Annotated in this window: 9 protein-coding genes; 7 read left to right on the top strand and 2 right to left on the bottom strand. The window is 74.2% G+C overall.

The features are described 5' to 3' along the window. Positions 1-1,418, top strand: a 1,418-nt coding sequence (locus tag ACTIDRAF_RS0216820; protein ID WP_016699888.1) for an outer membrane protein assembly factor BamB family protein, incomplete at its 5' end; no start/stop codon positions are given. Positions 1,419-1,852: 434 nt separating this feature from the next. Further along, on the top strand, positions 1,853-3,430 hold the full coding sequence (locus tag ACTIDRAF_RS0216815) for an outer membrane protein assembly factor BamB family protein (protein WP_157163087.1): 1,578 nt from the start codon (positions 1,853-1,855) through the stop codon (positions 3,428-3,430). 328 nt (positions 3,431-3,758) lie between these two features. On the opposite strand, the gene ACTIDRAF_RS0216810 is transcribed toward ACTIDRAF_RS0216815, so the two are convergent. Next, entirely contained in the window at positions 3,759-4,619 is an 861-nt protein-coding gene (locus ACTIDRAF_RS0216810) for a hypothetical protein (protein ID WP_157163086.1), read from the bottom strand. Between the two features lie 206 nt (positions 4,620-4,825). Further along, a complete protein-coding gene (locus ACTIDRAF_RS0216805; protein WP_016699885.1) occupies positions 4,826-5,926 on the bottom strand; it encodes a substrate-binding domain-containing protein in 1,101 nt (366 codons plus the stop codon). A gap of 215 nt (positions 5,927-6,141) precedes the next feature. Between ACTIDRAF_RS0216805 and ACTIDRAF_RS0216800 the strand changes: the two genes are divergently transcribed. Genes ACTIDRAF_RS0216800 through ACTIDRAF_RS0216780 form a run of 5 tightly spaced genes read left to right on the top strand, consistent with a single transcriptional unit; the run spans position 6,142 to position 12,293 of the window. Next, complete coding sequence (locus tag ACTIDRAF_RS0216800) at positions 6,142-7,464, top strand: ABC transporter substrate-binding protein (protein WP_016699884.1); 1,323 nt, start codon at positions 6,142-6,144, stop codon at positions 7,462-7,464. Continuing rightward, positions 7,461-8,405, top strand: a complete 945-nt coding sequence (locus ACTIDRAF_RS0216795; protein WP_016699883.1) for a carbohydrate ABC transporter permease — start codon at positions 7,461-7,463, stop codon at positions 8,403-8,405. The genes ACTIDRAF_RS0216800 and ACTIDRAF_RS0216795 overlap by 4 nt, the downstream gene beginning before the upstream one ends. After that, positions 8,402-9,259 carry a carbohydrate ABC transporter permease gene (locus ACTIDRAF_RS0216790; protein ID WP_016699882.1) on the top strand — a complete coding sequence of 286 codons (858 nt, stop codon included), beginning with the start codon at positions 8,402-8,404 and terminating at the stop codon, positions 9,257-9,259. The genes ACTIDRAF_RS0216795 and ACTIDRAF_RS0216790 overlap by 4 nt, the downstream gene beginning before the upstream one ends. Continuing rightward, positions 9,256-10,332, top strand: coding sequence for a hydroxyacid dehydrogenase (locus ACTIDRAF_RS0216785; RefSeq protein WP_016699881.1), 1,077 nt, complete (start codon positions 9,256-9,258; stop codon positions 10,330-10,332). The genes ACTIDRAF_RS0216790 and ACTIDRAF_RS0216785 overlap by 4 nt, the downstream gene beginning before the upstream one ends. Continuing rightward, positions 10,329-12,293, top strand: coding sequence for a DUF2264 domain-containing protein (locus ACTIDRAF_RS0216780; protein ID WP_016699880.1), 1,965 nt, complete (start codon positions 10,329-10,331; stop codon positions 12,291-12,293). The genes ACTIDRAF_RS0216785 and ACTIDRAF_RS0216780 overlap by 4 nt, the downstream gene beginning before the upstream one ends. Positions 12,294-12,369: the final 76 nt, after the last annotated feature.

Below are 12,369 nucleotides of genomic sequence, written 5' to 3'. Positions count from 1 at the left end.
GGGCGCCCGGCTACCCCCCGCCCCAGCCGCCCCGTCCGCGTCGGACCGGTCTGCTCGCCGCGCTGGTCGCGGTTCCCGTCGTCGTGCTGGGCATCGTGCTGACCGTGGTGTTGACCCGAGGCGGGGACGAACCGTCCGGGTCCCCGGCAGCCGCCGGCACCGAGGTGGAGGACGGGGAGGGCGTCGACGGCGCGGTGCCGGTCGGCGAAGCCCAGGAGCCGAGATGGCACGTTCCCGTCGCCTCGGAGGACCCGTTCGCGCACGAGCTGCTGGGCTCCTGGGTGACGGGGACGACGGCGGTCCGCGCGGAGGCCGGTTCCGTGATCGGCTACGACCTGGCCAGCGGGGATGTCCGCTGGGAGCTGCCGTCCTCCGGCGACGAGCGGTACTGCGGATTGAGCGCGGAGACCCACGAGAACGGCATCGTCGTGTCGCACGGCGTCGGGCACGTCTGCGACCAGCTCTCGATGGTCGACCTGGACAGCGGGGAGACGCGCTGGCAGGTCGCACCGGAGGCCGACGAGGCGGACCCCGGCGCGGTGCTGCGGCCCGTGGTGGCCAACGGTGTCGCCCTGACCTCCGTCGTCCCCGAACGGCTCACCGCGCACGACGCGGGTACGGGTGAGATCCGGTGGGAGGTCGAACTGCCGAACCCGATCGCGGCCGATGCCGAGGCCAGGCCCTGCCGTGCCACCGAGGCCGCCCCGGCCGAGGGGTTCCTCGTCGTCAGCGGGCACTGCGCCCCCGAACGGTTCGCCTTCGGCGAGGCGCAGCGCTTCGTCGCCAGGGTCGCGCTGGAGACCGGGGCGGTCGTCTGGCAGACGGTGGTCCCCGGGGACGTCATCGAGGAGGGCACGACCGGCTCGGTGCGGTTGCTCTCCGCGAACCCCCCGGTGATCGGGCTCGTCGTGCGGGGTGAGGAGTCGGGGCCGATCGCGGTCTTCGACCCGGAGAACGGCACGCTCACCCATGACCTGGTGGTGGACGGCCTTCCGATCGGGGTGGACCCCGAACCGGAACAGGGCGCGGCGCCGCCGGTGCCGACCTGGTCCGACGGGAGCGGGCTGGTGCTCAGGTCCGCCGTCGGGGAGTGCGAGGAGACCCTGACCAGGGTGGACCTGAACTCCGGTTCGATCGCCTGGGAGACGGACGAGACCACCTGTGGTCAGCTGCCGGTCGCAGTGGAGGGCGAGGAGCCGTTGCTGGTGTCGGTGGGTTCCTCGAACGGTGCGCCGACCCTGGCGACGGTGGCGCTGGCCGACGGCCAGGTGCGGCACCTGGGCGCGCTCGGGGGTGACCCGGAGTCGGTGTGGCTGCCGCTGACGGGCCGCGCGCACCGGAACGGGGACAGCGTCGTCGTCTTCCCGGTCGACTCGTCGATGACGAGGACCGCCGTGCTCGCGTTCGACGCGCCCTGAGCCCGGATCGGTTCGCGGAGGCCGTGGGTGCCCGGCGGCCGGCCTCCGCAAACCGTCTCGTCCTGGGTCCGCGTGCTCCCAAGGACGCCGTCGGCCGAGCGCCCCGAGCGCTGGCCTCAGAGCCCACCCCCTGGCTCGGGGACGCGGCGGAGCCCCACCCGCGTCACCGTTGGTGACGTTCCTCGTCGGAGCAGGCTCCGCCGAAACCACCCCATCGGGTCCGCCCCTGGGGCTAGAGTCCGGTCGGCATCGGCACGGCGGGTGACCGCTCGCGCCGGATACGTGGTCGAGCCGGGACGGTGGGGGGAGTTCCCCGACCCGGCCGAAGGACAACGACGGGGGCACCAGGAACGGATGGACACCACACCTCGGCCGGCGCGCGGCGCGTCGGCGACCAGCACCGCCGCGTCAGGGGACAGCCGGAGGGGGAGACGGTGAGCGGCGGTGGCGACCAGCCGGGTCCGGGCCCCTGGCAGGGCGGCGGCCAACCGAACCCGTGGCAGGGCGGCGGCCAACCCGGCCCCTGGCAGGGCGGAGCCAACCCCCAGGGCTGGGCGGGAGCGCCCCCGGGCTCCGGCGGGCAGGCACCGCCCCCCTGGAACCACGGGCAGCCCGCCGGGCCGCCGCCCCGGAAGCCCCGGCGACGAGGCCTGGTCATCGCGCTCGTCACGGTGCCAGCCGTCGTCCTGGCCGGTGTGGCCGCCGTCGTCCTGACCCGGGGCGGCAGCGAGGACCCCCCGGCGCCCGATCCCGCCGCGGGCGGTGTGGCCTCGGAACCTCCAGGTGCGCCGACGGAGCCGCTGTGGGCGGCACCGGCTCCCGTCACCCAGCCCTACGAGAACGACCTGCTCGGCAGCTGGGTCACCGAGAGCACCGCCGTGCGGGCGGAGTACTGGACGATGGTCGGCCACGACCTGGGCACCGGCGAGCCGACGTGGGAACGGCCGGCTCCGGAGGGCAGCTCGTACTGCGCCGTCAGCGCCGAGACGCACGAGAACCGGGTGTTCGTCGTGCACGGCGAGGCTGGCGAGCTGTGCAACCTGCTGTCCTCGGTGGACCTCGACACGGGGGAGACGGTGTGGGAGGTCGAACAACACCCTGCGCAGCCCGACGAGATCGGTCTCCGTCGACCGGCCGTCACCAGCGGTGTGGTGTTGGCCGACTACGACGGAGGGAGGATGCGCGCCTTCTCCGCCGACTCGGGCGAGGAGCTGTGGGACCTGATGCGGATGCCCAACCCCGTCGCGGACCCGGAACAGCCGGCCCGGTGCTCGGTGTACGGCTTCACCCCGGCCCCGGACAGCTTCTACGTGCACGGCGACTGCCGACCGAGGAACCTGACCTTGGGCGATGACCACCGGTACGTGGCCCGGATCGACGCGGCGACCGGGGAGGTGCGGTGGCAGACCCTCGTCCCGGAGTCGGTGATCCCGCTGGGGGAGCCCACCGGCACCGAGCTGTTGTCCACCGATCCGCCGGTCCTCGGGCACTTCCCCCTGAACTCGACGGCCAGCCCGGTGGTGGTGTTCGACCCCGACGACGGGAGCATCACGCACGACCTCGTGCTGGAAGGTCCACCGCCGGCGCTCGGGCAGAGCCCGCTGCGAGGGGACGCCCCGCCGCACACGGTCCTGACCACTCCGGACAGCCTGCTGCTGCGCATCGTCACGCCCGGCGGCGGCTGCGAGCACAACCTGACCCGCATCGACGTGACGACCGGCGCCGTGGCGTGGGAGGGCGTCGCCACCAGCTGCGAACACGTGCTCCTCGGCGTCGAGGACGGGGAGGCCCTGGTGATCTCCAACGGGGGTTCCGCCGGCGAGGAAGCCACGCTGATCGCCGTCGCGCTGGCGGACGGTTCGACCAGGGAGATCGGCCCGCTGGCCGCCGACCCGGGCAGCACCGGGCGGGCCCTGTCCGGCCGGGCCCACCGACACGGCGACAGCATCATCGTGTTCCCGGACTTCATGCTGGGCACGGAGACCGGCGTACTGGCCGTCGCCGCACCGTGACAGGGGGAGCGGTCGTGGGGCCCGGCTGACCTCGCCGTTCCCGGTAGCCCCGGCCTCCTCCACCGCGACAGCTCGCCGGGGCCGCCGTGGCCGGCCCTCCTCCCCTGCCGCCCCCACACGAGGACTCGACCAGGGCGGCAGCCCGCCGGATGACGACGTGGGTCCTCCCCCGGATCGACCCACCGTCCGCCCTGCGGCCTCCTCCCGGCTCCCTCCGGGCTCGCGCCGCGCGTCCGGAGGGGTCAGGGCGGGCGTGGGTCGTCGTCACCTCGTCCGACCGGTCCCAACGGTCGGTGGGGAGGCGGGCCCAGCCCGCCACTCAGCCCGGCTAGTTCGACGGTTGCCGGTAGCGTCCGCCGTCCGCCTCGAAGCGGGGAGGCGGTTCGGCGGGGAGGTCGACGAGGACGACGGCCGGATCCGACGGGTCCGTGGTGACCAGGACCGCGCTGCCCAGGCGGGGGACCTGGTCGGGTGTGGTCACCAGGTGGGCGCGGATCGTCCGTGAGGGTTGGGCGCCGGCGACCTCCACGGTGGCGGCGAAACGTGGGTTGCCGCCCGACCACTCCCGGTGGAACTCGACGGCGGTGAGCACCCCGGGTTCGGATCGGCCCCACTCGCGGAGGGCCCGGATGGTCCGCTGGCGGGTCCGCACGTAGCGGAGTCGGCGTCGCGCTCGGAGCGCGGACACTCCGGCGAGGAGGAGGCACAGGGCGCCGAGGGCGCCCGGCAGCGCACCGAGCACCACGTCGAACGGGGCGCCGTCGGCGGGAGGCCAGGGGCCGAGCAGCAGCGCTGAGGTACCGACGCCGGCGGCGGCACAGCCCGCCAGGGCGGGCACCTCGGCGATCCGCAGCGCGGTGGCGCGCTGCCCGTAGATCCGGTGGGCGGCGTCGTAGGTGATCTCGGTGACCACCGCGGCCAGGAACACCAGGAGGACACAGGGAAGCGCCCACCACCACGGGACGTGCCCTGCTCCGAGCAGTTGGCTGAGGAGGGGCATCAGGGCCAGTGGCCACAGCAGGGCGGCGGTGGTGGCCCAGCCGAGGATCTCCCTCGGTAGGTGGTCCGGGACCGGAACGGGGGTCTCGGCCACGATGTCGTCGCCGCGCTCCGCCACCGAGAACACGGGCCAGGGCGTCGGTCCGTCTCCGGGCAGCGGGTGGGTCGAGGGGGTCGGTCGTGCACTCATGGGGGCCTCCGACGAAGAACGACCTGCCCGGCCGACGCTAGCGACTCCGCGCCGCTCCCGAGGCAGCCTCACCAGAATCGGTGCCCTCTGCGCCGGGGCAGCACGCGCCGAACCGCGGGGGTGGGGCAGGTGCCGCGCGGAGCGGTGGCGGCCGCGTTCCGGGCCACCGGGCCACCGGGCCAGGCGGGCCGGAGCGGGCGGGGCCCTCAGAGCTCGCTGGCGGGGGCGGCGGCTCCGCAGGACTCCCGGACCTCCAGGGTGGGCCAGAGCTGGACGCGGTGCACCGGTCGCCGGTCGCCCTCGGCCGCCCTGCCCAGGGCCAGTTCGACCGCGAGCTGACCGAGGCGGTGCTTCTGCGGGCGCACGGCGGTGAGCGGGGGGTCGGAGGCGGCGGCGACCTCGTCGTCGTAGGAGACGACCGCGAGGCGCCCCGGCACGTCGATGCCCAGGTCCCTGGCCCGTTCGACCATGCCGATCGCCTCCCGGTCCGCGTGGACGAGCATCGCCCGCACCCCCCGCTCCGCGCAGTGGAGCAGGACCTCGTCGTAGACGGGTGGCCAGCCGGGCGTCCCGTAGCTGGGCACCTCGATGTCCAGGTCGGTGTCGTGGGGGAGGCCGAGTTCGGCGGTGGTGGCCGCCCACCCGGCGCGCAGCGCGGTGCTGGTGGGGCTGGTCCGGGAGGTGACCAGGGCGACGGCCCGGTGCCCCAGGGCGGTCAGGTGGCGCACCCCGAGGCCCGCGCCGAGGGCGTGCGCGGTGGTGGCCGCGTCGAGCGCGAGGGTCGACAGCTCCGGCGGCGGTAACCGCTCCATCAGGACCACGGGCACCGGCAGGCTCCCCAGCCAGCGGAGCAGGTCGAGGCCGGCGTCCCCGTGGACCACGGGGGCGGCGAGGACGACGCGGACGCCGTGGTCGACCAGCGCGCTGATCTGCCGGCGGTCCTCGGTCGGGTCGTAGCTGGACACGCGCATGACCAGTCTGCTCCCGGCCGAGGCCACGGCCGCCTGGGCGCCCTGCACGACGTGCGGCCAGTAGTACTCGACGGAGGGCACCACCATCCCGACCAGGGTTCTGCCGGACGCCCCGCCGAGGGCTGGGCGGGGTGCGGTGGGGGTGCGGTTCGGCCGGTGCGGGCGGGTGATCCCGCCGTGGACGCGTTGCACGAGACCTCGGTCCGCCAGGGCCGTGACGTCCCGGCGCACGGTGACCGCCGTGACCCCCATCCGTTCGGCGAGATCGGCCAGCCGGACGGTCCCGTGCCGCTGCACCAGGGCGAGGATCAGCTCCTGCCGCTGTGAGGCCAGCATCGTGGTCCTCCTCCGCGTGGGTCGTCGGCGGGGGCGTCGGCGCGAGCCCGACCGGGGCCGGTCCCCTCGTCGGCGGGAGCCGGTCCCGCCGGTGACGAGACCCCGGTCACTTTCGTTCCTGTTCGTTTCCGTTCGGTTCCGCTCGCAACGATTGACGTCGAACTCTCTCACACGGTGGAGTGACGCGAACCACCGCCAGAAGGGACATCCAAGCAATGGTGCTTGATACCGGCTGGTCGCGGCGTGCCTTCCTGCGGGCGACACTGGGCGCGGCGGCCCTCGGCGCGGGCGGCGCGACGCTGTCCGGCTGTTCCTCCTCGACCACCGCCTCCGGCGCGACCAGGGTGCGGATCTGGTCGTGGCTGACCGGGATGGACCGGTACGTCGCGGCCTTCAACGCCGCCCAGCGCGAGGTGCACGTCGAGCTCAGCGTCATCGCCGCCGGTCTGGACGGCGGCTACGCGCAGCAGACCAACGCGATCCGGGCCCGCAACGCGCCGGACATCCTGCACGTGGAGTACCAGGGCCTGATCCAGGTCCTGGCGACCGGCGGGCTGCGGGACATCACCGACGACATGAGCGATCTCGCCGAGGGGTACTCGGACGCGGCCTGGCGCGGGGTCCGCCCGGACGGCCGTACCTGGGCGGTGCCGATGGACCTCGCCCCGATGGTCTTCTACTACCGGGCGGACCTCTTCGACCGGCACGGCATCGCCGTCCCCCGCACCTGGGACGAGTTCCGAGTGGCCGCCGAGGCGGTGCGGGAGGCGGACCCGGCGGCGAGGCTGACGACGTTCCCGCTCAACGACGGCTCGTTCTTCGCCGGGATGTCCTGGCAGGCGGGCCAGCCGTGGTGGCGGATCGACGGGGACACCTGGGTGGTCGACGTCGACGGCGAGGGCACGCTGCGGACGGGTTCCTACTGGCAGGACCTGATCTCCTCGGACCTGGTCGGCAGCGGTGGCACCGGCACCCAGGACTGGATCGCGAGCATGCACGAGGGCCGCCTGTGGGGGCTGCTCGGCGCGTCCTGGAGCGTGGGGACGTTGCAGAAGTCGATTCCCGACGACACCGGCCGCTGGGCGGTCACCACGATGCCCACCTGGGGCGGCGAGCCGGCCAACGGGATGCAGGGGGGCACCGCCTTCGGGGTGTCGGAGGACAGCCAGGTCCCGGAGGCGGCGATGACCTTCCTCCGCTGGTTGAGCACCGACCCGGAGGTGCCGAGGATCGGGGCGACGTTCACCTCGCCGTTCCCCGGCTACCTGCCCAACCGGGAGGTGGCCCGCGACGAGGTCGGGTTGGACTACTTCGTGGGCGACCCGGTGTTCGACGTGTTGGAGGAGGCGGACCGGCGGGTTCCCGAGTGGACCTGGGGGCCGAACGCCCTGGGGCTGTTCTCGAACATCACCGACTCCTTCGGCGGGGTGCCGGCCGGGCGGACGACGATCCCGGACGCGCTGCGCCGGGTGCAGGGCGTGGCGTTGTCCGGGTTGCGGGAACGCGGGCTGTCCGCGCGGGCCGGTGGTGCGGCATGACCGTCGTCACGGACCGGGGGGACTCCTCCGCTCGTCGCCCGGCTCCCTCCCCCGCCCCCCGCCGGATGGGCGGGCGAGCGGGTCGGGCCAGGTTGGCCCCGCTGCTGCTGGTCGCCCCGTTCGCGCTGCTGCTGCTCGCCACCGTGCTGGTGCCGATCGGGTACGCGCTCTACCTGAGCCTGTTCACCGAGCGGTTGTCCGGGTTGGGTTTCTCCGGCCCGGAGGACGTCTTCGTCTGGCTGTCGAACTACGGCGCGGTGCTGTCGGACCCGGCCTTCGCCGAGTCGGTGTGGAACGTGGCCCGCTACGCGCTGGTGCACGTCCCGCTCATGCTGGGCGCCGCGCTGGTCCTCGCGCTGCTGTTGGACGGGGCCGTGGTGTGGCTGCGCCAGGTGTGGTCGCTCGCGGTGTTCCTGCCCTACGCGGTGCCCGGCGTCATCGCCGGCCTGGTGTGGGCCTACCTGTTCAGCCCGGGGATCGGCCCCCTCAATGACGTCCTGCCGTGGGATCCGCTGGGGTCGGAGGGCGTGCTGCCCTCGATCGTCACGATGGCCACCTGGCAGTGGATGGGCTACAACATGATCATCTTCTACACCGCGTTGCGCACCGTGCCCCGTGACGTGCTGGAGGCGGCGCGGATCGACGGCGCCGGCCCGGTGCGCACCGCGCTGTCGGTGAAGGTGCCGATCATCCGACCGACGATCTTCGTCGCGCTCGTGTTCACGGTCATCGGTTCCCTCCAGCTGTTCACCGAACCGCTGGTGCTCCGTTCGTTCACCGGCTCGGTGACCAGCACCTGGACCCCGAGCCTGTACGTCTACGAGGCGGCGTTCATCACCAACGACTACGGCCGGGCGGCGGCGGCCTCGCTGCTCCTCGCGTTGGCCTGCGCGGTGCTCTCGGCGCTGGTGATGCGGCTGTCCACGAGGAGGTCCGGATGAACGGGGCGCACCGGAACGGCAGCAGGTGGACCTCCCGGAGCGCGGTGCACGTCGTCCTGGTGTTGGCGACGCTGTACAGCGTGCTCCCGCTGGTCTGGCTGGTGACCTCCTCCACCAAGAGCCTCGGTGACTTCTCCACCACGGGGGCGTTCGAGCTGGGCGAGTGGAACCTCGGCACCAACGTCGGGGACCTCCTCGCCGAGGAGGACGGCGTCTTCCTGCACTGGGCGGTCAACTCGCTGCTGTACGCGGGGGTGGGCGCGCTGCTGGGGGCGCTGATCTGCTCGGCCTGCGGCTACGCGATCGCCAAGCTGGACTTCCCCGGTCGTCGGGCGTTGTTCGCGGTCACGCTCACCGGAGTGCTGGTCCCCACCACCGCGCTGGCGCTGCCCCTGTACCTGTTGGCGTCCGAGCTGCGGATCGTGGACACGTTCTGGGCGGTGTTCATCCCGTTGCTCACCAACCCGTTCGGGGTCTACCTGGCCAGGGCGTACGCGGAGGCCGCGATCCCCGGGGAGCTGCTGGAGGCCTCCCGCATGGACGGCGCGGGGGAGCTGCGCACGTTCTTCACCGTGGCGCTGCCCCTGATGCGCCCTGGGGTGGTCACGATCCTGCTGTTCCAGTTCGTGGGCATCTGGAACAACTTCTTCCTCCCGTTGGTCATGCTCACCGATCCGAAGCTGTTCCCCATCACCCTCGGTCTCTACCAGTGGAGTTCGCGCGTGACCCAGTTCCCGTCCTACACCCCGCTCGTCATCACGGGCTCGCTGCTGGCGGTGGTCCCGCTCATCGTGGCCTTCGTGGTGCTCCAACGCCAGTGGCGTTCCGGGCTGGCCGCCGGGAGCGTCAAGTGAGCGCGCCGGAGGGGCCGGTCCTGCCCGGCGAGCACGGGACCGACGGCGGTGGACGGCGCCCCCGGTCGCGGCCGGAGACGACGCTGGTGCTCGACCCGTCGTGGTTCGACACCCTCTTCGGGGCGGAGGAGCTCGCCCGGCTGCGGGCGGCGGCGTCCCTGGGTGACCCGGTGGTCGCCCACGACCTGTCCTCCCCGGCGGCGCTGCGCCGGCTGGCCGAGACGGAGGTGCTCATCACCTCCTGGGGTTGTCCGCCGTTGACCGCCGAGGTGCTGGACGCGGCTCCCCGGCTGCGGGCGGTGTTGCACGCCGCGGGCAGTGTTCGGGGGCACGTCACCGACGCCGTGTTCGACCGGGGCGTTCGGGTCACGACCGCCGCCGACGCGAACGCGGAGCCGGTGGCCCAGTACACGCTGGCCGCCGTGTTGTGGGCCTTCAAGAAGATCCCGTTCCTGGCGGCGGACGCGCGGGTGCACCGCGCCGACTGGGGCTACCGGGAACGGCACGGCGAACTGTCCGGTCGGGGTCGGGTGGTGGTCCTGGTCGGGTTCTCCCGGGTGGGCCGCCGGGTGGCGGAACTGCTGACCCGGCTGGACCTCGCCAGGGTGCTGGTGGTGGACCCGGTGGCCGACCCGGCGGCGGTGCGGGCGGCGGGGGCGGAGCCCGTGCCGTTGGCGGAGGCGCTGCCCCTGGCCGACGTGCTCAGCCTGCACGCCCCCTCCCTGCCGGAGACCCGGCACCTGGTCGGCGCGGCCGAGCTGGCGGAGCTGCGGGACGGCGCGGTGCTGGTCAACACCGCTCGCGGTGCGCTGGTGGACACCGAGGCGTTGGAGCGGGCGTGCGCGGGCGGTCGCCTGTACGCCGTCCTGGACGTCACCGACCCGGAGCCGCTGCCCTCGACGTCTCCGCTGTACGCCCTGCCCAACGTGCTGCTCACCCCCCACGTCGCGGGATCGCTGGGCTCGGAGACCCGGCAGCTGAGCGCGGCGGCGCTCACCGAACTCGAACGGTACGCGGCCGGGTTGCCGCCGCTGGCGCCCGTCACCCGCGAGTCGCTGGCGGTGCAGGCATGATCCCCGCCGAGGACAGGGAGGTCTCGCCCCGCACGGGGTGGACCCGCCGGCACTGGGAGGCGGTCGCCGACGACATGCTCACCGCCGCCGCCCGGCACCGATCCCCGCTGGGCGCCCGGTACGACCTGCCGGGCCCGGCGAGCCGCAACGGGGTGGTCTCCGACGGGTTGGAGGGGTTCGCCAGGACGTTCCTGCTGGCCGGGTTCCGGACGGCGGGGGCGGGTGGGGCGGACCCGACCGGCCTGCTCGAACGCTACGCCGAGGGCCTGGCCGCCGGGACCGACCCGTCGTCACCGGAACGCTGGCCCCGACCGGACGAGCTGGGCCAGGCGAAGGTGGAGGCCGCCTCGGTGGCACTCGTCCTCCAGCTCACCCGCCCCTGGTTGTGGGACCGGCTGGACGAGGGGGTGCGCCAGCGGACCGTCGAGTGGCTGGGCACCGTCGTCGGCCAGCCCTACCCGCCGATCAACTGGGTGTGGTTCCGGGTCGTGGTGGAGTCGTTCCTCCGCGAGGTCGGCGGCCCCTGGTCCCAGGAGGACGTCGAGGCGGACCTGGCGGTGCACGCGTCGCTGCGGCGGCCGGGCGGGTGGCTGAGCGACCACGCCGAGGAACGCGCCTACGACCACTACACGGGATGGGCGCTGCACCTGTACCCGTTGCTGTGGACGGAGTGGTTCGACGTCGTCGGTTCCCTGTGCCCCCCGGCGCTGCGGGAGACGTGGGCCGGCGACCTGCGCCGGTACCTGCGGGACGCCGTCGCGCTGGTGGGCGCGGACGGTTCCCCGCTGCTCCAGGGGCGCAGTCTCGTCTACCGGTTCGCCGCCGCGGCACCGTTCTGGGTGGGGGCCCTCGCCGGTGTCGGCGGCGTCGCCCCCGGTCAGGCCCGCCGGGCCGCGAGCGGCGTTCTGCGGCACTTCCTGGACCGGGGGGCCCTGGACGGGAACGGGTTGCTGTCCCTGGGCTGGCACCACGGCTGGCCGGGCATGCGGCAGTCCTACTCGGGTCCGGCGTCCCCGTACTGGGCGGCCAAGGGGATGCTCGGGCTGGCGCTGCCCGCCGACCACCCGGTGTGGACGGAGCCGGAGCTGCCGTTGCCCGTGGAGACGGCGGACGTGTCCTCGGTGGTCACGGCGCCGGGATGGCTGGTCACCGCCCGGCGGCGGGACGGGATCGTCACGGTCGTCAACCACGGGACCGACCACGCGGCCCTCGGCGCGGAGACCGCAGACTCCCCGCTCTACGCGCGGTTGGGCTACTCGACCGCCACGGTTCCTCCGCTGACCGGGCCGACGGTGGCGGACCCCGTGGACAACTCCGTCGTCCTGCTCGACGCCGACGACCGGGCCACCCACCGCACCGGTTTCGGGACGCTCCACGCCGAACACCGACCGGGGGACGTGCTGGTCGCCGCCTCCTCCGGACGGGTCCGCTGGGTCGACTCGACGGGCGATGCCTCCCCCGACCACGGCTCGGGCCGGTCCGGCCCGGTCACGCCGGGCCCCGTGGTGACGGTGGCCTCGGTCGTGCGGGACGGCGTGGAGGTGCGGGTCGTGCGGGTGGCGCCACCGGCTCCCGGCCAGCGCTGGCGCGTGGTGCGCCTGGGCGGCTGGCCGGTGGCGGGCGAGGTCCGGCCCTCGGAGGGGCCGGGGGCCCGGGTGGCGACGGCGCGGCTCAGCTCGGAGCTGCGGCCGCTGGCGGGTCTGCCGCACGCCGGGGTGCTGGTGGAGCACGGCACGAGTCCGCTCGGCGACTGGACGGGTGTTCCGTGGCTGGCCGCGCGGGGCGAGTCGCCGCACGGCGTGTTCGCGGCGCTGGTGGTGTTGGCGGGCGCGGGTGACGAGCCCGGCGCGCCGTCGCACACGCCGGCGGTCGAGGTGGGGCCGGAGTCAGTGACGGTGCGCTGGGGGGACGGCGTCCGGACCGAGGTGGCGATGCCGGTGTCCTCCCTGCGGCCCGGGTGACCCCCGCCCGGTGACCCCGGACGTCAGCGGCCGTCGGCGGCTGGCCCCGCGTCCTCACCCGCCCCCGGCACCGGCC

The organism is Actinoalloteichus spitiensis RMV-1378 (genome assembly GCF_000239155.1).
Lineage (GTDB): Bacteria > Actinomycetota > Actinomycetes > Mycobacteriales > Pseudonocardiaceae > Actinoalloteichus_B > Actinoalloteichus_B spitiensis.
The sequence above is the reverse complement of the archived record's forward strand: the minus strand, read 5'-3'. Positions and strand labels throughout refer to the sequence as shown.